Source organism: Collinsella ihumii (genome assembly GCF_900046475.1).
Classification (GTDB): Bacteria; Actinomycetota; Coriobacteriia; order Coriobacteriales; family Coriobacteriaceae; genus Collinsella; species Collinsella ihumii.
The window spans coordinates 107,367-126,107 of record NZ_FCOU01000007.1; the positions used below are offsets into that span (position 1 = coordinate 107,367).

At 64.4% G+C, this 18,741-nt stretch carries 15 protein-coding genes; 14 read left to right on the forward strand and 1 reads right to left on the reverse strand.

The annotated features are described in order from the left end of the window. The first annotated feature begins 161 nt into the window (after positions 1–161). The 5 genes from BN3789_RS05830 to BN3789_RS05850 all read left to right on the forward strand — a co-directional run bounded on the left by BN3789_RS05830 (position 162) and on the right by BN3789_RS05850 (position 5,646). Positions 162–1,322 (forward strand): Mbeg1-like protein, encoded by a 1,161-nt coding sequence (locus tag BN3789_RS05830; RefSeq protein ID WP_066831638.1) that lies wholly within the window; start codon positions 162–164, stop codon positions 1,320–1,322. Positions 1,323–1,450: 128 nt separating this feature from the next. Next, positions 1,451–2,149, forward strand: coding sequence for a biosynthetic peptidoglycan transglycosylase (locus tag BN3789_RS05835; protein WP_066831639.1), 699 nt, complete (start codon positions 1,451–1,453; stop codon positions 2,147–2,149). A 160-nt stretch (positions 2,150–2,309) separates the two neighbouring features. Continuing rightward, positions 2,310–3,287: a CorA family divalent cation transporter gene (locus tag BN3789_RS05840; protein WP_066831640.1), complete on the forward strand. Its 978-nt coding sequence runs from the start codon at positions 2,310–2,312 to the stop codon at positions 3,285–3,287. Positions 3,288–3,461: 174 nt separating this feature from the next. Beyond that, a complete protein-coding gene (locus BN3789_RS05845) occupies positions 3,462–4,886 on the forward strand; it encodes a MurT ligase domain-containing protein (protein WP_147569578.1) in 1,425 nt (474 codons plus the stop codon). Beyond that, positions 4,876–5,646, forward strand: coding sequence for a glutamine amidotransferase (locus tag BN3789_RS05850; RefSeq protein ID WP_229254224.1), 771 nt, complete (start codon positions 4,876–4,878; stop codon positions 5,644–5,646). Before BN3789_RS05845 ends, BN3789_RS05850 begins: the two co-directional genes overlap by 11 nt. Positions 5,647–5,727: 81 nt before the next feature. Here BN3789_RS05850 and BN3789_RS13210 read toward each other — a convergent pair whose 3' ends face one another. Continuing rightward, positions 5,728–6,882 carry a C39 family peptidase gene (locus BN3789_RS13210; protein WP_229254226.1) on the reverse strand — a complete coding sequence of 385 codons (1,155 nt, stop codon included), beginning with the start codon at positions 6,880–6,882 and terminating at the stop codon, positions 5,728–5,730. A gap of 939 nt (positions 6,883–7,821) precedes the next feature. On the opposite strand from BN3789_RS13210, the gene BN3789_RS05860 reads away from it, so the two are divergent. From BN3789_RS05860 to BN3789_RS05900, 9 genes are all read left to right on the forward strand, one after another. After that, complete coding sequence (locus BN3789_RS05860) at positions 7,822–9,270, forward strand: APC family permease (RefSeq protein ID WP_066831645.1); 1,449 nt, start codon at positions 7,822–7,824, stop codon at positions 9,268–9,270. Positions 9,271–9,353: 83 nt separating this feature from the next. Continuing rightward, complete coding sequence (locus BN3789_RS05865; RefSeq protein WP_066831648.1) at positions 9,354–10,628, forward strand: metal-dependent hydrolase family protein; 1,275 nt, start codon at positions 9,354–9,356, stop codon at positions 10,626–10,628. Between the two features lie 259 nt (positions 10,629–10,887). After that, positions 10,888–12,222: a GAF domain-containing sensor histidine kinase gene (locus tag BN3789_RS05870; RefSeq protein ID WP_066831655.1), complete on the forward strand. Its 1,335-nt coding sequence runs from the start codon at positions 10,888–10,890 to the stop codon at positions 12,220–12,222. A gap of 13 nt (positions 12,223–12,235) precedes the next feature. Next, positions 12,236–12,973, forward strand: coding sequence for a LytR/AlgR family response regulator transcription factor (locus tag BN3789_RS05875; RefSeq protein WP_066831657.1), 738 nt, complete (start codon positions 12,236–12,238; stop codon positions 12,971–12,973). 111 nt (positions 12,974–13,084) lie between these two features. Next, on the forward strand, positions 13,085–14,029 hold the full coding sequence (locus tag BN3789_RS05880) for a zinc dependent phospholipase C family protein (protein WP_066831661.1): 945 nt from the start codon (positions 13,085–13,087) through the stop codon (positions 14,027–14,029). A 138-nt stretch (positions 14,030–14,167) separates the two neighbouring features. After that, the gene (locus BN3789_RS05885) at positions 14,168–15,418 is read left to right on the forward strand and encodes an MFS transporter (RefSeq protein ID WP_066831662.1); all 1,251 of its coding nucleotides are present in this window, start codon (positions 14,168–14,170) and stop codon (positions 15,416–15,418) included. 93 nt (positions 15,419–15,511) lie between these two features. Beyond that, positions 15,512–16,090, forward strand: coding sequence for a QueT transporter family protein (locus BN3789_RS05890; RefSeq protein ID WP_187119122.1), 579 nt, complete (start codon positions 15,512–15,514; stop codon positions 16,088–16,090). Between the two features lie 72 nt (positions 16,091–16,162). Continuing rightward, positions 16,163–17,371, forward strand: coding sequence for a glycosyltransferase (locus BN3789_RS05895; RefSeq protein ID WP_066831670.1), 1,209 nt, complete (start codon positions 16,163–16,165; stop codon positions 17,369–17,371). Further along, entirely contained in the window at positions 17,347–18,717 is a 1,371-nt protein-coding gene (locus tag BN3789_RS05900; protein WP_229254228.1) for a histidine kinase, read from the forward strand. Before BN3789_RS05895 ends, BN3789_RS05900 begins: the two co-directional genes overlap by 25 nt. Positions 18,718–18,741: the final 24 nt, after the last annotated feature.

The window sequence follows — 18,741 nt, forward strand, 5'->3', positions numbered from 1 at the left end:
TGAACGGTCGTGTCGTTTCGGCCGCAATGGGTTGAAACGAACCCGTCCCCAAACAACCCATCGGACAGGCCTCTCTCGGCACGCGAAAGCAATGGATCGGTGGTTCCCCAGCTTCTCGATTGGGGTACAAGGCGGGTAGTGCGAGTCTGTGGGGGAGAGGTATGCCTACACTGTTCGACTATCTGGAAACGGAGCAAGCGACCTTCGACGAAAAGCCGTTCGGACCGCTCGATTCTGCAGTGCTTTCCCAGCTGAGCATGGTCGATTTCGGTGACGTCGTGGCTCCTCCACCGACTCCCTCGAGCGGTGTCCTTCGCCGTTTGACGTCCGTGCTGCTGCCCGCCGCATCGCCGGTGCGGCTCGGCGATGCGGCCCATGTGGCGGATCGCGATGATAAGGTCACGGGCCTTGTCCCCGAAGACATCAGGCGCTGTCTTGTTGTCGGGGGTACCAGCCGCCGCTTCGGCGGTCTTGAGCTGCGCTATTACCGCAGCGTGTTCGATGAGTCCTCCCATACGCAGTTTGCCGCGTGCACGTTCGTGTGGCGCGATGCGTTTGCGTACGTCGGCTTTCGGGGGACCGATGTCTCGTTTACCGGGTGGCGCGAGAACCTCGACATGGCGTATCGGCCCCAGGTCGCCGCGCAGAACCTCGCGAGGGCGTACCTGGAGGAGGTGGCGCCCTACCTTCCGCGTCGCCTGCATATCGGCGGCCACTCAAAAGGAGGCAATCTTGCGCTGTATGCGGCGCTGACCTGCTCGGATGCAACGAGGGGTCGCATCGAGCACGTGTGGAGCCACGATGCGCCGGGGTTCAAGCGCGGCCTGTTTTCGGAGGAGGATTTCGCACCGCTCGACGGGCGCATCCATCGGACGGTTCCGCAGGATTCCATTGTCGGGATGCTGCTGGACTGCCCCGTGGAGCCGCATGTGGTATCCAGCACCGCGGTCGGTATCGACCAGCACAACGTCTTCTCTTGGGAAATCGCCGGAGACGACTTCGCCTACCGCGACTCGCTGAGTGATGTTTCCCGCGCCGTGCGCGACATCTCTGCGGAATGGCTTGCACATGTCGGCGAGGCGCGCATGGAGCGCATCGCCGACGCGGTCTGGGCGGCTGTCGAGGCAAGCGGCGCCAAAGACATGCGCGACGTGCTGGCGGGAGGCGCGCAGTGGTTCCGCCAGCTGGTCGAGGCGTCGCGCCGTCTCGATCAGGAATCGAGCGGCATCATCCGCGAGGCGCTCGGAGACCTTCTCAACGTCGCCATGAGGTACGTGGGGCGCGACGCGCTCTCTTCGATTGCGTGGATGATGTGGGAGTAGCTGCGCTTCACGCACGGCCATGAGCGGCGCACGCGCGGCGCAACATTGCAAAACTGTTAGCGAACTTCAAGAGCATCTTCATGGGCCGCGGGCTCTTTTTGGGGACAATACCGGCAAGGAGGTGCTCTATGAAGATGCTGGCGCGTATCGTGAAGCGGCTGCTTGTCGTCGTGGTGATCGCGGCGGTCGCCTTGTGCGCGTTCGTGACGTGGCGCGGATACGGGATGTATCGCGATGCCCTGGCGGAGCGGAGCATCGAGCAGGCGGTCGAGCGGCTGCGCGCCCAAGATGGGTACACCGGCATCGATGAGCTGCCCCAGCGCTACCTCGACGCCGTGGTCGCCGTCGAGGATCACCGGTTTTACGACCACGGCGGCATCGATGTGATCGCTATCGGGCGTGCCGTCGTCAACGATATCCGCACCATGAGTCTCGCAGAGGGCGGGAGCACCATCACGCAGCAGGTCGCTAAGAATCTGTTCTTCACGCAGGAGAAGCGCTTCGAGCGCAAGGTGGCGGAGGTGTTCATGGCGTTCGACCTCGAGGCGATGTTCGACAAGCGCGAGATCCTGGAGCTCTACGTGAACTCCTCCTATTTTGGCGACGGGTACACCGGAATCGGGCAGGCATCATGGGGCTATCTGGGGCATGCGCCCGCAGAGATGACCGATGAGGAGTGCGCCCTTATGGCGGGGCTGCCGAACGCTCCGAGCTGGTTTGCGGCTGATCCCGAGGCCGCGCAGGCCCGTCAGCGCATCGTGGTGCAGCAGATGGAGAAATACGGGTACGACCCCGGTACCGCCGCGGCGCTGCTGAGCGCGGGGTGACAGGTCGGGTTACCTGCAGCGGCTCGTTTGTTCTCTTGTTCGGTCGGCGCGACCCGGAATGGGGGGCGTCGCGTTGAAGGCTCGCCCGCGCTCTCGTACCGCCCTCGTGGGTACAACAGCGTTGATAGGGCGCGGCGCATCATGTAGGGAGGCGAGCGGTATGCGGGTCTGGCATATCGAGGATGGGCGCTTGGTCGAAGGAAGCGCATCCGATGGCACGGGGAGCCGTGGGCGCATAGAGGCGCTCGACGAGCGAGAGCTCGATATGGAGGGTGCCGGCCATGTCCTGCGCGAGGCGGTCGCGCAGATGCCTCACGCCTATGTGCCGTTTATCGAGTTTGCTCCCGGCATGGCGGCAGGCGTGATCGCGCTGCCGGCAGGCGCCTCGAACGGTGCGCCTCCGGTGAACGTGGGCGTCGTTCTCGAGCCGACCCGCCTGCGCCTGATCGGGCAGATGGAGGCCTGCAGCGAGGCCCTGACGTTTCTCGTGCGGGAACGCGTGCCGATGGCGGGGGCCGCGGGCGCGCTGTGCGGCGTCATGCGCTACGCCGTGCGCGATCATCCCGTGCTCCTGTCCGCGGTTCGCCGGGATTTCGAGGTGCTGGAAGAACGGCTGCTCGAGGGGCATCGCCGTGTCGATCGCGGCAAGATGATGGCGGATGCACGCCGCCTCATGGGGTTCGACGCACTGTACCAGGGAATGTCCGATATCGCGTCCGAGCTGTCCGAGGGCTCAGACGAGCTGGTCGCGCAAGGCGATCGGCTGCGGTTTCATTCGCTCGCGCGAATGCTCGATCGTCTGTCCACGCGGCTTGAGTCGCTTCAGGATTACAGCCTGCAGCTCAACGGCCTCTATCAGGAGGAGATCGACATACGCCAGAACAGCGTGATGCAATGGCTGACCGTTATCGCCACGATCTTCATGCCGCTGACGTTCATCACGGGCTGGTACGGCATGAACTTTCCGACGATGGCCATGCTGCAGGAGCCGTGGGGCTATCCACTGGTGGTCGCCGTGTGCCTGGTGATCGCCGTGGCGGAGATCGTGTGCTTCCATCGGCGCGGGTGGCTCCACTTCGGCGGGCGCCGTCGCCCGCATCCGTCTCGCCATGGCTCCGCCCGTCGCAAAACCAAGTGATCAACGGTTCCCGGAAACGCGCGCATGGCGCTCCCGGACGGGCGATGGGCCGCTCGCCGCCCCGTCGGCTTGTGATGAGGGCTTGCTGTGCTGGTGGAGGGTATTTGGCGACCTCGTGCGTGCCGTATAATGTCCTGTCGCAATGCCATAACTGATGGGGAAGGGATGCCAACAGTGAGCACTGCTGTTCAGGGCCGTCGTGGGCCCCGATTCTACCTTGCCATGGCGGCCTCGAAAGCTGCCGCCTCCGGCCTCAAGCTCCTGCATCGCAATGCGGGCCAGTTGCCGGGCGTGATCGCCGAGAAGCTCGATCCGGCGTTCATCACGCATATCGATAAGCCCGAGCGCATCGTGTTCGTGTCGGGCACGAACGGCAAAACCACCACGAACAACCTGCTCAACGATCTGTTGAGGGATAACGGCGTCGACCTGGTCGACAACCGCGCCGGCGGAAACATCTTGACCGGCGTCGAGAGCACGCTGGTCAAAAACGCGGGGCTTTCGGGCCGCCAGCGCGTGCAGACCGCCGTCATGGAGCTCGACGAGCTGTCGTTCCGTCGCGTGCTGCCGCATGTGACGCCGCAGTTTTTGCTCGTCACGAACTTGTACCGCGACTCGTTCTCGCGCAACGCCAACCCCGATTTCATCTTCTCGGTGATGAGCGAGCACATTCCGGCGAGCACACGCCTCATCCTGAACGCGGACGACCTGATCAGCTGCCGCCTGGCGCCGCAGAACCGCAACCGCGTCTACTTCTCGATGGGCCCGCTGGCCGAGGACACGCCGGAGCCGCAGGGCATCGCCTGCGACCTCACAGCGTGCCCGGAGTGCGGCGGCAAGCTGGAGTACGACTACTGCCACCTGCGCCACCTCGGTCATGCCCGCTGCGCATCCTGCGGATTCACCAATCCCGACCCGACGTACGAGGTCGTTGCGGTCGATCGCGCGGCGCACACGTTCACCGTGTGCGAGCACGCGGCGCCTGGTGAGCCGACCTACACCTACAGGTTCGGCGTGTATTCGCTCACCAACCTGTACAACCTGTTCGCGGCGACGGTCGTGGCGCGCGAGATGGGCATCTCGCCCGACGCCATCGCGGCCTCGCTCGAGCGCGGCATCAACGTGACCGCCGCGCGCTATGCGGAGCGGGAGGTCGGCGGCAAGCGCCTGGTCGCCCTGGCGTCCAAGGGCGAGAACAGTACGGCGACCTCGGTGGCGCTCGACACCATTCGGCGCGAGCCCGGCGACAAGATCGTCGTGCTCATGCTCGCCGACGCGCATAAAGCCGAAAGCCCCGTCACGACCGAGTACATCGGTTGGTACTACCAGGCCGATTTCGAGTATCTCACCGATCCGACGTTCAAGCAGATCGTCGTGCAGGGCGTGACCAACGAGGACCTGCTGCTCCGTCTGCGCCTTGCGGGCATCGACGAGGAGCGCCTCGTCATGGTCAAGACGCCGGAAGAGGCGGCGGACGCTATCGACCTGACGCTTTCCGATACGGTGTTCTGGGCGTACGACATCTTCAACGGCGACGATGTCGAGCGGAGCCGCGAGCGGCTCATCAAGCGAATCGAGGAGGGCTCCGATGTCCGATAGCATGCAGAAGAACCGCGGCGGCGCTCCGGTGATCGAGGTGCTGTTCCCCGAGTACGGCAATCAGGCGGGTGATAACGGCAACGTCATGTATCTGCGCGCCTGCCTGCCGAACGCCACGTTCATCGAGACGTCGCACGGCGCCGAGCCCTACTTCGCCACCGCTCGCCCCGACCTGATCATCATGTGCGGCATGACCGAGCGCCAGCAAAAGACGGTGATCGAGCGCCTGCGCCCCTATCGCGACCGTCTGGCCGAGCTGGTCGACGACGGCGTGCACATGCTGTTCACGGGCAACGCGCCCGAGGTGCTCTCCCGCGTGATCCGCGATGTCGACGGCGATTCGATCGAGGGCCTCGGGCTGCTCGACGTGGAGGTCGTGCGCAACATGGCCTCGCGCTACCTGTGCGTTCAGGTGGGCGAGTTCGTGCCGGAGCCGGGTGCCGCCCCTCTGGAGGTCGTTGGCTTCAAGATCCAGTTCACGCAGATGAAGGGCGACAACAGCTCGACGTTCTTCATCAAAGACAGCGCGGGCTGGGGCTTGGACGAGAAGAGCGTGCTCGAGGGCTTCCGCGTGAACAATCTCATCGCGACCTGGATCATCGGCCCGTTGCTGCCGCTCAATCCGCCGTTTACCGCCTGGCTGCTTTCGCAGGTGTGCGGCACGGACGACGTGACGCTTGCCTTTGAGGAGGAGGCGCGCGCGGCCTACGAAAAGCGCCTGAAGGAGCTCAAGGCCCCTGGTATGCATCTCGCGTATTAGGAAGGAGGGGCGCCGCCGGGCAACGCTGTCCGCGCAGGCGCCCCTGTGCTGGGCGCCTGGCATAAAGGCAATTGCTGGGCGCTAATAGCTCGAATAGCTCCAGGCGACGTCGGTCTGGTTGATGATGCGGACGATGTCCCACTTGCGCGCGCTGCGCTCGGGGCTGTTGGGGTCGTACACCTCGACCATGGCTCGCTCGTCGATGCTTTTCAGCACGATGTAGTGGCCGACGTCGGTGAAGTCGCCCGGATCGACCACGCAGATGACGGGATGCCCGTTTTGCAGGGAGCTCTCGATATTGGCGCGCGTGGGGTTGATCATCTCGCCGTAGAACCCGAACGCCGCCGCCCCTTCGGTCATAAACGACCATTCGGTCGCTCCGGTGGGCGCGTAGTTGTTGTAGTCGGCCCACTGCGCCATAGTGCCGGGGTCCATGTCGGTGCTGCCCGTGAAATAGACATAGATCATGGTGAGCGCGGTCGGACCGCAGGCGTTTTTGGCTACGGTGCCCCCGCCGTAGGGGAGGGTGGCCCACTGCGCATCAGTCTGGTAGAGATGGGGCATCTCGCCTTGGCGCCATGCGGAGACCGGCGTCGAGACGGGGAACTCGGTCGGGGTGAGTTCGGGCAAATCGAACATCAGCGATTCCGTTTCCGGGGCGATGCCTGCCTGCGGCTTGGAAATGAAGCTGCTGACGAGGAACAGGACGAGGCCGATGACGGCGCCGCGCAGCAGGATCGAGTGCACGCGGATGGGGGCGGCCTCGACGCGACCGTAACCGGAACGCCCGCGCCTGCCGGCGCTGCCGATGCCGGCAGGTCTGCCGCCGCGCTGCGATGCGGAAAGCGGCTGGCCGATGACCGAGGAGGTGCGGGCCGCTCTGCCTCGTGTGCTCGGAGCCCGTCCAAGGCCGTATGAGGCGCCCCGCGAATGAATCGAGTTCGACGTGGGGGCGGCCGATCCCGACCTGAACGTGTTGTGCAGATGCTGGTCTCCGCGGCCGCCTCGCGAGGACGGGCGACGGGTGCGCGCCCGCGTCGCCGGCGGGTGCATGCGGTCGGAGATCGCGGCGATGACGGAGGAGGCGAGCGTCACGATGAACGGCTCTTTGCGAGCCGGGGCGCCTGAGCGCCGTGAGGGTGCGCGCTTTTCCGGCTGGGGTGAGCGGGGCTGCGGCGCCTGTCGGGAGGATGCGAGCCGGACGGAACCGCGACGTTGCGAACGATAGTCGTCCATGCTATCCCTCCTTGCGTCCTGTATATGAGTAAAGGTGCAGCTTTTCCTATAGTACCGCGCGGTCCTGTTGAGAGATATCGCGCATCCGCTGTATCGACCGCTGGCTCAGGCGAATGGCGCACGCCGTCCGCCCTTATTGAGTCGGATGCAAGCCGCGCGACGCTGCCAAGAGCCCGCCTTGGGCGCAATCGCAGCGGCCGGTGTCCGCCCAACTACCGCGTCTACCAGGCTACCCGCCAAAGGGGCCCAGTAACTGTACCCCTTTGGCGGGTAATCCCGTGGTTTCCCGATGGCTCGGAGCATATCGAGACATGCACCAGCGTTTCCAGGGAGCGCCCAGCGTGTGAGGAGCGTCGGGCGCGACACCACGTGACGGGCAGATTTCGGTCCCGTATGCGCGCGGTGGGCAAATCGCACCGTAAAAGTGCAGGATTGAGGGGGTCAATGTTTCATGAACATGAATTTGGTATCAAGTCGGGAAGTACGAATGGTAAACGGTCATATCTGACAAGCTTGCGACCTGCGGTTTCCTTGGTCAGCTGATTCCGGCGACCCCGGGAGGGGCCTCCGATCCGCCCCCAAGCGGCCCTTCTTGCCTAAGATTTGATACCAAATTCAGAACAAGGCACCCGCGCACCTTGGTGAAACCTTTTACCAAGGTGCGATTTTGCACACGGGTGGATGCAGCGGCTTCCTTACGCGCCCGGAAGCCCTGGACCACGTAAAGCACCTGCTGCGCGGCGCCGCCTTCGACCGCTCGTCGGCGATACGCATCCGCTCGTTTTCGCGTCGCTCCCTCAATCGGATTGAACGCGGGACCGCCTCGATTCGCCCGTAAGGTGTGAGGCATGGAAGGCGCCGCCTCGCGCGCAGGGCTGGTGTCTTGAGGGAAGCATCGGAGTTGCCGATGCGTGTTCTATACAAGAAAGGAGGGACGATATGGCGGATACGAAAGCTGTCGCGGCTGCCGACCAGGGCGGTATGAAGAAAACCCTTTCGCTGTGGAACTTCTTTACCATCGGATTCGGCGCCATCATCGGCACCGGCTGGGTGCTGCAGGTGGGCGACTGGATGGTCGTCGGCGGCGGTCCCGTTCCCGCGATGATCGCGTTCCTTCTGGGTGCCATATTCCTGGTTCCCATCGGAGCGGTGTTTGGCGAGCTTACGGCTGCCATCCCCATCTCGGGCGGCATCGTCGAGTACGTGGACCGCAGTTTCGGGCGCATACCGTCCTACATCACCGGTTGGTTCTTGGCGCTTGGCAACGGCATCCTGTGCCCGTGGGAGGCCATCGCCATCTCTACGCTGGTGTCCGACATGTTCGGCAGCCTGCCCGGCCTCGAGTGGCTGCGCGCGGTCAAGCTCTACACCATCCTGGGCGCCGACGTGTACCTCATCCCGACCGTCATCGCGCTCGGTTTCGCCGCGTACGTGATCTACCTCAACTTCCGCGGCGCCCAGTCTGCGGCCAAGCTGCAGGCGTTTCTCACCAAGGCGCTGCTGTGCGGCATGTTGCTCGCCATGGGCATCTCGATCTTCACCGGTTCGCCCGATAACGCCATGCCCGTGTTCTCGCAGGTCACGAATGCCGGCGGCAGCGAGTCCGCGACCTCTGCCGGCAACCTGTTCGCCGGCATCGTCTCCGTGCTCGTGCTGACCCCGTTCTTCTACGCGGGCTTCGACACGATCCCCCAGCAGGCCGAGGAGGCCGCCGAGGGTCTCAACTGGAACAAGTTCGGCAAGATCATCTCCCTTGCCCTGCTTGCCGCCGGCGGCTTCTACATCGTGTGCATCTACTCCTTCGGAACGATCCTCCCGTGGCATGAGTTCGTCGAGAGCCCCGTGCCCGCGCTGGCGTGCCTGAAGAACATCAACATGATCCTGTACGTCATCATGCTGTGCATCGCGACGCTCGGCCCCATGGGTCCCATGAACTCCTTCTACGGCGCCACGAGCCGCATCATGCTCGCCATGGGTCGCAAGGGTCAGCTGCCCGACAAGTTCGCCGAGGTCGATCCGCAGTCCGGCGCTCCCCGTCTTGCCTGCGTCGTGCTTGCGATCATCACCGTGGTCGGTCCGTTCCTGGGCAAGAACATGCTCATCCCGCTGACCAACGTGAGCGCCCTCGCCTTCATCTTCTCGTGCACCATGGTCGCCTTCGCATGCCTGCGCATGCGCTACACCGAGCCCGACCTGCCGCGCCCCTACAAGGTGCCTGGCGGCAAGTTCGGCATCGTGCTCGCCTGCCTGGCCGGCTGCATCATCATCGGCCTGCTCGTGCTGCCCTTCAGCCCCGCGTCGCTCAACCTCGTCGAGTGGTCGATCGTGCTGGGCTGGCTCGTGGTCGGCATCGTCCTCATGGTCGTCACCAGGGCCAAGAAGGCATAGGGAGCGAGACGGCTCCGGCATCATGCGCGGCCGCCCGACCTCCCATCGCATTCGTCCGTAACTTCCTATACAAGGAGGAACCAATGAGCAAGAACTACGCAATCGTACACGGCAAGCTCGTCGACGGCCTGGGCGGCGCCCCGGTCGAGGATTCGCTCGTGCTCGTCGAGGACGGCAAGATCACCTATGCCGGCTCCTACCAGGACGCGCCCGAGGGCTTTGAGGTCATCGACGCCGCCGGCAAGACCGTCATGCCCGGCCTGATCGACACCCACCTGCACTTCTCCGGCAACCTGACCGACGACGATACCGATTGGGTCATGCAGCCGCTTCTGGAGAAGCAGGCCGTGGCCGTCAAGCAGGCATATGACTGCCTGACCCACGGTCTGACCACCGTCTGCGAGATCGGCCGCTTTGGCATCCACGTGCGCGACTGCATCAACAACGGCGTCTTCAAGGGCCCGCGCGTCTATGCGACCGGCCTGGGCTTCTGCCGCACCGCCGGCCATGGCGACTCGCATCACTGCAGCCAGCTCGAGAACAAAGAGTCCCACCCCTGGGGCGACCAGGTCGACGGCCCCTGGGATCTGCGCAAGGCGGTGCGCCGTCGTCTGCGCGAGAATCCCGATGCCATCAAGATCTGGGCGACCGGCGGCGGCATCTGGCGCTGGGATTCCGGCCGCGACCAGCATTACTGCGCCGAGGAGATCAAGGCCGTGGTCGATGAGGCCAAGATGGTGGGGATCCCCGTGTGGAGCCACTGCTACAATTCTCACTCCGCCGCCTACGATTCAGTCCGCTTCGGTTGCGAGCAGCTGATCCACGGCTTCGACATCGACGAGCGCACCATGGACCTCATGGCCGAGCAGGGCACGTTCTTCACGCCCACCATCGGCTTTCTGCCCACCTGGTACTCCACCTATCCGCCGGTCTACGTGCCCGCGATTCACGACAAGTACGAGGGCACGCTCGTCGAGAAGGAGCTCCAGCGCAACTATGACTGCCTGCGCGAGGCCAAGAAGCGCGGCGTCATCTTCACCATCGGTTCGGACTCCTTCAGCTTCGTGACGCCTTACGGCTACGTCACCATCGACGAGATGTACGACTTCGTCGACAAGGTCGGCATCTCCCCGCTCGAGACCATCACCTGCGCCACCATCAACGGCGCCAAGATGGCCCATTGCGACGATGAGACCGGTTCGCTCGAGGTGGGCAAGTGCGCCGACCTGCTGATCGTGAACGGCGATCCGGCCAAGAACATCCATGACCTCACGCCCGAGAACATGGACGTCATCATGAAGGACGGCTGGATCGTCGATTCCGGCACCTTCGGCGAGCGCAACAAGTATTCCGCCTAGACGATACAACCTCTCCTTTCAGTGACCCGGCCTGCGCGTCCGTGCGGGGGACGCGCGGCCGGGCCCGCGCTTTGCGCAGGTAGCGGGGTATGCAGCTGCTCAGCCTATTAGTGAACCCCTGGTAGGGGAGGGCGCCACAAGGTAGTATGGACGACGTTTGGGGCGATGCCCCTTTTTCGCGTTGAGAGCAGAGGGGGCGATTATGGTCAGGGTTCCACATCCTATTCGATGGTCTCGCCGGTTGAATCCCACGAAGGTGATGCGGTCGAGCCAGGTGATCATGACCGTCCTGCTGGGCCTTTGCGTGCCGCTGCTGCTGATCCTGCTCGTGTGGGACCTGATGGACAATCCGCATCCCGTTCCCGCCGTGGTGTCCATCGCCGGTCTCGTGCTTCTGTGCTTCTTCTTCTCGTACGTGTTCGTGGTCCCCGATGACCTGACGTCGAGCGCGACCGACCGCACCTTGAGCATCGCCTCCAAGATCTTCACGTACACGCGCCACGGCATGACGCCGGCCGCGGCGCTCGGCGCCTGCCGGATCATCCTGCCCGAGACGCTGGCCTCGGCGATCTGCATCACCGACGGCAAGCAGGTGATCGCCTGCTGGGGCGAGGGGTCCGACCGCTGCCCTCCGGGCACGCCGGTGTCGCTCGCCACCACCAAGCAGGTGATCGAGTCGGGCGCCATGAGCGTGTTCTCGCGCGACGTTTCGGCCTCCGAGGAGCGCCGCTACTTTCCGCGCCTGCGCGCCGGCGTGGCGGCGCCGCTGGCCGTGCGCGGACGGTGCGTGGGCACGTTCGAGCTGTACTACCCGCGCTTCAGCAACATCGACATGCGCCAGACGGCGCTTGCGACCGGTTTTGCCGACCTCATCTCCACCCAACTGGCGAGCTTCGAGCTCGAGCGCCAGGATGAGGTGACGGCCCGCGTGGAGCTGCGCGCGCTGCAGTCCCAGGTCGACCCGCATTTTCTGTTCAACACCATCGGCACGATCGTGTCGCTCGTGCGCACCGAGCCCGAGAAGGCCCGCTCGCTGCTCATCGACTTCTCGAACTACTATCGCCGGACGCTGTCGGATTCGGACACGCTCACCACGCTTGAGCACGAGGTCGAGCAGGGCATTCGCTACATCAACCTCATGCAGGCCCGCTACGGGGCGGAGCGGCTGCATGTGCGCGTGGATATCGACCGGCAGACGCTCGGGTGCCGCGTGCCGCCGTTCATCTTGCAGCCGCTGCTCGAGAACTGCATCAAGCACGCCATGCGCGAGGCGGCACCGCTGTCGATTGTGGTGTCGTCGCGCGCGACGGCCCGCGGGCTTAAGGTCATGGTCGCCGACGACGGCATCGGCATGGGCGAAGAGATCCTCGCGCATCTGTTCGAGCCGCGCGAGGTGGCGGTCGACGAGCCCCGGACGCTGACGGCCGACGGATCGGTCAAGCGCGGATGCGGCCTCGCGCTGTCGAACGTGCTCATGCGCATCCGGTTCTTCTTCGGCGACGACTCGGGTATCCGAGTGGAGTCGCAGCAGGACGTGGGCACCAAGGTGACGGTCGAGCTTGTGGGCGAGCCGCGCGAGCCGAGCCATGCATAAGAGGGGAGAGGCAATGGAGCGTTGTGGATGGAGCGCGCTAGTGGTGGACGACGAGCCGCCGATTCGCGCCGAGCTGCGCTATCTATTGGAGCGCGATAGCCGCATCGGCGCGATCGACGAGGCGGCAAACGGCAGCGAGGCGGTGGAGAAGCTGCTTGCCGGCCGTCCCGACGTGCTGTTCTTGGACATCCAGATGCCCGGGACGAGTGGCATCAAGCTCGCCGAGACGCTGAGGAACCTCAAGACGCCGCCGGCAGTGGTGTTCGTGACGGCATTTTCCGAGTACGCCGCCGAGGCCTTCGAGCTCGACGCGGTCGACTACGTGCTCAAACCCGTCGAGGAGGCGCGCCTGGCGCGCGCTCTCGACAAGGTTGCGGCGCTGCTGGGCGCCCGCTGCGCGCCCGTTCCCGCCGAGCGGGTCCACCGGCTCGCTGTCGAGCGCGGAGGGCACCATGCGTTCATTCCGGTGAGCGACATCTGCTACATCGAGGCCAAGGCGGACTACTCGAGCGTGATCTGTCCGACGGGGACCTATCTTGCCAACGAATCCATCTCCTCGCTCGAGCGTCGTCTGGCCGATGACGGCTTTTTGCGCGTGCACCGCAGCTATCTGGTGAACGTGGACGAGGTGCACGACATCGAGGTGACGCGCAGCGGCCTGATGGAGTTGCGCTGCAGCCGCATCGATGCCGTGGTTCCCGTGTCGAGGCGCCGTGCGGCGGAGGCCAAATCCCGTCTCGGCCTCACCTAAGGCGTTGTGCTCCCGGTGAAATGAAGGCGGTCCCATTCCGTCAAAGTGTCCCGACATCGCCAAAGTGGGAATAATGGGCAAGAGCTTTTACGCGTTTGGAAGGAAGTCGCTATGCCCGCGCTGATCACCCACCATCTGTTTGGCGAAGAAAGCATCGATCGTTTGCCCGTAGGCGTCATCACGGCCGAAGAGGAGCGCATCGCGTTTTTGATCGGCAACCAGGGCCCCGATCCGTTCTTCTTCCATGCGAGGTCGACGAGGGCGTCCGCGTGCATGCAGCTCGGCAGCCGTATGCATGCTGCGCGCATATCGCGGCAGTTTGCCGCTCTGCGCGACGGTGTCGGCCATCTGCCCGATCGCGACGCCAGCCTGGGCAGGGCGTTCGTGCTCGGCCTGCTGTCCCACTACGTGCTCGACCGCAACGCGCATCCCTTCGTGTACGACCAGCAGTGGGGCATCCAGCGCATGGACGAAGACCTCGCCCGTTCGGGCGGAAAGGTCCATGCGGTGATCGAGGCGGACCTGGACGTCTTGATGGTGCAGATCAAGCGCAACGGGGCAACCTGCGCCGATTATCCGCCGGTCGACGAGCTGGTGACGACTGAGCGCGTCAACAAGGTCGCCGGCGCCTTGATGAGCTTTGTCGCCAAGAGCGTGTACGGGCTCGAGGTCGGCGCTGCCGACTACGGCGGAGCGGTGGCCGACATGCAGCTGGTCTATCGTCTGGTTGAGCCCGCGGGCTCGCTCGCATCGGGCATCATCGGCAGGCTCGAGGGACTCATGACCGATTACTCGCTGCTCGCCTCGCTTGCCCATCGCGTGACGGACGAGCCGCCCGCGGGCGCGGGGAACCTCGCTCACCGGGCCTGGAGCAACCCCTTCACCCATGCCGGCTCGAACGAGAGTTTCCCCGAGGTCTTCGATCGCGCGCTCGACGACTACCGCCTCGCGGTGGAGCGGTTCCTCCAGACGGGCAACATGGAGGCGGTGACCGGCCACATGAACTATTCGGGCCGCATCCTCGATGCCGACGAGGAGTACGACGGCGAGGAGTGACTCCCCGCCCCCTGCTGCTGCAGGGGTGCTCCATGGAAGGCGCCGATCGGCCGCTCCCCGAAGGGCTTAACATAATCCTGACGCAGTTCGGGCGCTTCGTGCCGTACCATAGGTCAGATGCCTATTGGAGGGGACGAAATGAAATACACAAAGCTCGAGCGCAACTGGGTCATGTACGACGTGGGCAATTCCGCCCTCGTGCTGCTCAACACCTCGGTCGTGCCCATTTATTTCGACGCCATCAACACCGGAGCCTCGTCGGCGGAGCTCGTGACCGCGTGGGCGAACGCCCAGACCATCGCGTCGCTCGTGGTCGCGCTGCTCATGCCCATCCTGGGCTCGCTTGCGGACTTTACCGGCAACAAGATCAAATTCTTCCTGGGATTTTTCCTCACCGGCCTGGTGCTGTGCCTGGCGCAGGCCATCCCCATGGGCGCCATGCCGTTTCTGATCATCTACGTGCTGTGTACCATCGGCCTCAACTCGTCCATGACGTTCTACGACGCCATGCTGCCCGATGTCACGACCGACGAGCGCATGGACAGCGTGTCGAGCTCGGGGTACGCATGGGGCTACATCGGCTCCTGCGTCCCGTTCATCGTGTGCATCGCCCTCATCATGCTGGGGCCGAGCGTGCTGGGCCTCGATATGATGGTGGCCACGCGCCTGTCGTTCGTCATCACCGGCGCTTGGTGGCTCATCTTCACCCTGCCGCTGCTGCGCACCTACAGGCAGCGGTTCGGCAAAGAGCTCGCTTCCGGCGAGACGCCCGCCTCCGAGATCGCCAAGACGTTCCGCGGTCTGGCGGCCACGCTCAAGCGCATTGCCTCCGACCGTGCGCTGCTCATCTACATGGTCGCGTTCTTCTTCTACATCGACGGCGTGCACACGGTCATCTCCATGTCCACCACGTACGGGACCTCGCTGGGCATCGATTCCACCCAGCTGATCTTGGCACTGCTCGTCACCCAGTTCGTGGCGTTTCCCTCCGCCATCGCCTACGGCAAGCTCGCCGGCACGTTCGGCACGCTGCGCATGATCATGATCGCGGTGTTCGCCTACGTGTGCATCGTGCTGTTCGCCGCGTTCTTCCTCAGGACGGCGACGGAGTTTTGGATCCTCGCCATCGCCGTCGGCATGTTCCAGGGCGGCATCCAGGCGCTTTCGCGCAGCTTCTTCGGCAAGCTCATCCCCAAGGAGCGCGCCAACGAGTACTACGGCTTTTTTGACATTTTCGGGCGGTACGCCTCTGTCATGGGAACTCTGCTAGTATCGGTCGTGACATCGCTCACGGGGAATCCTTCTTTAGGAGTGCTTTCCATCGGGATCCTCTTGGTTGTGGGCTTTGTCCTGCTAGTAAAGCTCTCCAGTATGCGAGGCGTCTCGTAGACGGTACCGCGCCGCCCCATACCCGCACCTTCGTCGGAGGGCTTTGCTGCAAACCAGTAAAGCCCTCCGATTCTGTAGAAGGTGACCTTGAACATGAAAACGAACTACATCGCCCGCGCCGGCGTCATCGCGGCCGTCTATGCGGCCTGCACGCTGGTGACCATGCTCTTTTTGGGCAACCTGGCCTGGGGCCCCATCCAGTTCCGCATCTCCGAGGCGCTCTGCGCGCTCGCGCTGCTGACGCCCGCCGCCGTGCCCGGCCTCACGCTGGGCTGCGCCATCGCCAACATCGCCAACATCGCGCTGTCGGGCACCGGTGCGCTCGGCCTGCTCGATGTGGTGTTCGGCTCGCTGGCGACGTGCGTCGGCGCGCTGTTCACGTGGAAGATGCGCAGGCATCCGGCGATCGCCCTTGCCGGCCCCGTGCTCGCCAACGCGCTGATCGTCCCCGCGTACCTGCCCATACTCCTGACGGGCGTCGGTTTCTACACCATCCCCTTCACGTCCATCTCGCTCGACGGCGCATGGCCGCTCATGTATCTGTTCGGACTCGTGACGACCGGCGCTGGTGAAGCGGTTATCATGTATGTTCTGGGGTACCCGATCTACCGTTCGCTGGCCAAAACGCACATGATGCAGCGTGAGGTGTCCGAGGTGGGTACAAGCAGATAAGGGCGGAAAGAGGATTTGTCTGCCTCCTCTTTCTGCGTGGCAAAACCGCGTGGCGTGGGGAAAGGGGAGCAGATGAATCCTACGATCGTTATCCCCTCCTATTGGGCCGAGGGCTCAGCGGATGTCCATGCTCCGGGAGCTTATGATCACAGCACGGATCTCAGGAGCGCCGCGCCCGAGCTCAACACCTGTCTCGCCTCGCTCGAGCAGGTGCGTGGACTGTGCCGCGTCATCATCTTGGTGGTGTGCCCGCCGGCGACCACCGACGCCGCGCGCACGCGTGTGGAACAGATCGCCCGCGCGCACCCCAAGATCGTCTGCACGATCCTCACCAACCGTGAGGCCTCGCGCATCCAGGAGCGCGTCAACCAGATCGCTCCCAAGGCGCCGGGCGAGCCGGTGTCGCTGCGCGGTTACGGCGCCATCCGCAACATGGGCCTCGCCGCGGCGAGCATTCTCGGCCATGACAGCGTGATCTTCCTCGACGACGACGAGCTCGTTCTCGATCCCGACTTCATGCAGAAGGCGCTGTACGGGCTGGGCCAGCAGACGCGCCAGGGGCTGCCCATTCTGGCCAAGAGCGGCTACTTCTTCAATCGCGAGGGGTCCCCTCTCGCCGACACCTCGAAGGCCGACCTCGCGCATCGCTGGTGGACCAAGCGGATTGAGTTCAACCGCTGGATGCGCAAGGCGCTGGCCGGCACGCGCATCTCGCGTTCCAACTACGTATGCGGCGGCTGCTTCGCGCTGCACGCGCGCGCCTACACGCGCGTGGCGTTCGACCCGTGGATCACACGCGGCGAGGACCTCGACTACCTGTTCAACATGCGCATGCAGGGGCTCGACGTGTGGTTCGACAACCAATGGGCGGTCAAGCACCTGCCGCCGGCGAGCGAGCATCGCGCCCCGCGCTTCATGCAGAACGTCTACCGTTGGTACTACGAGCGCGCCAAGCTCTCGTATGCCGCCCGCCAGCACGACCTGGTGCCCGTGACCCCCGCCTCGCTCATGCCGTACCCCGGCCCGTGGTTTTCCAGCGAGCTGGACGAGCGCGTGCGCAAGACCGCGTTCGCCCGCGCACTGCTCACGCGCGAGCGCGAGGGCTATCTGCATATCTGGCGCTATGGTCGAGGGCAGGCGGAGCGCTACGCCAACGAGAACAAATCGAAATATATCCGGTTCCAAAGCTTCTGGCCCAGCATCATGGATGGCCTGTGGAATGACGAGGGACTGTCCAAGATGTTGGAGGATTGCACATGCCGAATACCATCAAACGCCTGAACGAGCGGATGATATCGCGCCCGGGCGTGCTGCCCGGGTTTCGCGTCTTCTCGACCATATGCATCTTGGGGCTCGCGGCGCTGTGCGTCTACACGCTCGTGGAGGGGCTCGATTCCGCCTCGGCGGTCGTGGCGAGCGTCATCTTGTGCCTGACGCTGATCGCCTTCATCTACCTGTGTCTGAATCCCGATTCGCTGCGTTCGCAGTACACCGAGCAGGCGCTGTCCACCGCCTCCGAGATGCTCGAGATCACCAAGTCGGGCCTGAACGCGCAGAGCGCAGAGGAGATCTGCCGGCGCCTGCTGCCCGAGACGCGCGCCATGGCCATCGCCGTGACCGACGACGAGTGCGTGCTGGCCTGCGTCGGCGACCTCGCGACCGACTTTCCGCCGGGATCGCCCATCCACACGCCCGCCACGCGCTACGTGCTCGAGCACGGCGTGGCCCAGTCGTTCACCCATATGGTCGACGTGAAAAGCGAACGCTCCGAGCACCGCGCCATCCCCGCGGGCATCATCGTGCCGCTCAAGGTGCGCGGCAAGGCCGTCGGCACGCTCAAGTTCTATTTCCGCCGCAGCCATGATGTGAACCGCACCCAGTATGCGTTGGCCTCGGGCTTTGCCGAGCTTCTGTCCACGCAGCTGGCCATCCACGAGCTCGAGCTGCAAGACGAGCTCACGGCGCGCGCGGAGCTGCGGGCCCTGCAGGCGCAGATCAATCCGCACTTCCTGTTCAACACGCTGAACACCATCGCCGCGCTCACGCGCACGGAGCCGTTGCGCGCACGTGGGCTGCTGCGCGAGTTCTCGTCGTTCTACCGCGCGACGCTCGAGAACTCCGGATCGGTCATTCCCCTTGCGCGCGAGGTCGAGCAGACGAGCCGCTACCTGCTGTTCGAGAAGGCGCGGTTCGGCGAGGACCGCATCCAGGAGACGGTCGACATCTCCGGCGAGGCGGGCAGCACGCCGGTGCCGGCGTTCATCATCCAACCGCTGGTGGAAAACGCCGTCCGCCACGGCATGCGCGACGAGGGGACGCTGCACATCTCGGTGCGCGCCTCGATTCCCGAGGAGGACATCGTGTGCATCGAGGTGTCCGACGACGGCGTGGGCATGGACGAGCAGACCGCGTCGCGCCTGTTCGGGGGCGATGAACGCCCCGATATGCGCGACGCGCCGCAGGGCGGCGGCGCCGGGGTGGCCATGCGCAACATCTTTGAGCGTATTGAGCACTTTTACGGACCGCGTTCGAGTGCTAAGGTCGATTCTGTGCAGGGTCGCGGTACAACGGTTTCGTTCAGGCTCGACTTGCAGAACAGCATTCTGTTTGAGAGAGATGTAAAATAAACCACGCATCGTGGATGTTTTGGC

Excerpts from the sequence above, each read along its gene's own strand:
- BN3789_RS05830 (WP_066831638.1), top strand. The coding sequence starts at position 162 with ATGCCTACACTGTTCGACTATCTGGAAACGGAGCAAGCGACCTTCGAC.
- BN3789_RS05835 (WP_066831639.1), top strand. The coding sequence starts at position 1,451 with ATGAAGATGCTGGCGCGTATCGTGAAGCGGCTGCTTGTCGTCGTGGTG.
- BN3789_RS05840 (WP_066831640.1), top strand. The coding sequence starts at position 2,310 with ATGCGGGTCTGGCATATCGAGGATGGGCGCTTGGTCGAAGGAAGCGCA.
- BN3789_RS05850 (WP_229254224.1), top strand. The coding sequence starts at position 4,876 with ATGTCCGATAGCATGCAGAAGAACCGCGGCGGCGCTCCGGTGATCGAG.
- BN3789_RS13210 (WP_229254226.1), bottom strand. The coding sequence starts at position 6,882 with ATGGACGACTATCGTTCGCAACGTCGCGGTTCCGTCCGGCTCGCATCC.
- BN3789_RS05860 (WP_066831645.1), top strand. The coding sequence starts at position 7,822 with ATGGCGGATACGAAAGCTGTCGCGGCTGCCGACCAGGGCGGTATGAAG.
- BN3789_RS05865 (WP_066831648.1), top strand. The coding sequence starts at position 9,354 with ATGAGCAAGAACTACGCAATCGTACACGGCAAGCTCGTCGACGGCCTG.
- BN3789_RS05870 (WP_066831655.1), top strand. The coding sequence starts at position 10,888 with ATGCGGTCGAGCCAGGTGATCATGACCGTCCTGCTGGGCCTTTGCGTG.
- BN3789_RS05875 (WP_066831657.1), top strand. The coding sequence starts at position 12,236 with ATGGAGCGTTGTGGATGGAGCGCGCTAGTGGTGGACGACGAGCCGCCG.
- BN3789_RS05880 (WP_066831661.1), top strand. The coding sequence starts at position 13,085 with ATGCCCGCGCTGATCACCCACCATCTGTTTGGCGAAGAAAGCATCGAT.
- BN3789_RS05885 (WP_066831662.1), top strand. The coding sequence starts at position 14,168 with ATGAAATACACAAAGCTCGAGCGCAACTGGGTCATGTACGACGTGGGC.
- BN3789_RS05890 (WP_187119122.1), top strand. The coding sequence starts at position 15,512 with ATGAAAACGAACTACATCGCCCGCGCCGGCGTCATCGCGGCCGTCTAT.
- BN3789_RS05895 (WP_066831670.1), top strand. The coding sequence starts at position 16,163 with ATGAATCCTACGATCGTTATCCCCTCCTATTGGGCCGAGGGCTCAGCG.
- BN3789_RS05900 (WP_229254228.1), top strand. The coding sequence starts at position 17,347 with ATGCCGAATACCATCAAACGCCTGAACGAGCGGATGATATCGCGCCCG.